The following is a 270-nucleotide window of genomic DNA, read 5'->3' as shown; positions in this document are numbered from 1 at the left end:
GCACATACTCGTTGGGCAACACATGGTAGCGTTACAGAAGCAAATGCGCACCCACATGTATCAAACAGCCAGTTAGCACTTGTACACAACGGTATTATTGAAAACCACGCGAGCCTACGTACAGCACTTAAAGCAGATGGTTACGAATTCTTATCAGACACTGATACAGAAGTAATGGTGCATTTAATTCACCAACTTCGCAAACAACACACAACGTTACTTGCATCGGTACAAGCAGCTGTTAAACAGTTTGAAGGCGCTTTTGGTACC

The 270-nt window shown here is 43.7% G+C and carries 1 protein-coding gene; it reads left to right on the top strand.

Annotation, left to right across the window (positions count from 1 at the left end; translation table 11 throughout):
- A partial coding sequence (locus AAEY57_RS20075; protein WP_350608674.1) for a class II glutamine amidotransferase occupies positions 1–270 on the top strand: 270 nt, incomplete at both ends.

The organism is Pseudoalteromonas sp. MER144-MNA-CIBAN-0113 (genome assembly GCF_040308965.1).
Classification (GTDB): Bacteria; Pseudomonadota; Gammaproteobacteria; order Enterobacterales; family Alteromonadaceae; genus Pseudoalteromonas; species Pseudoalteromonas tetraodonis.
The sequence above is the reverse complement of the archived record's forward strand: the minus strand, read 5'-3'. Positions and strand labels throughout refer to the sequence as shown.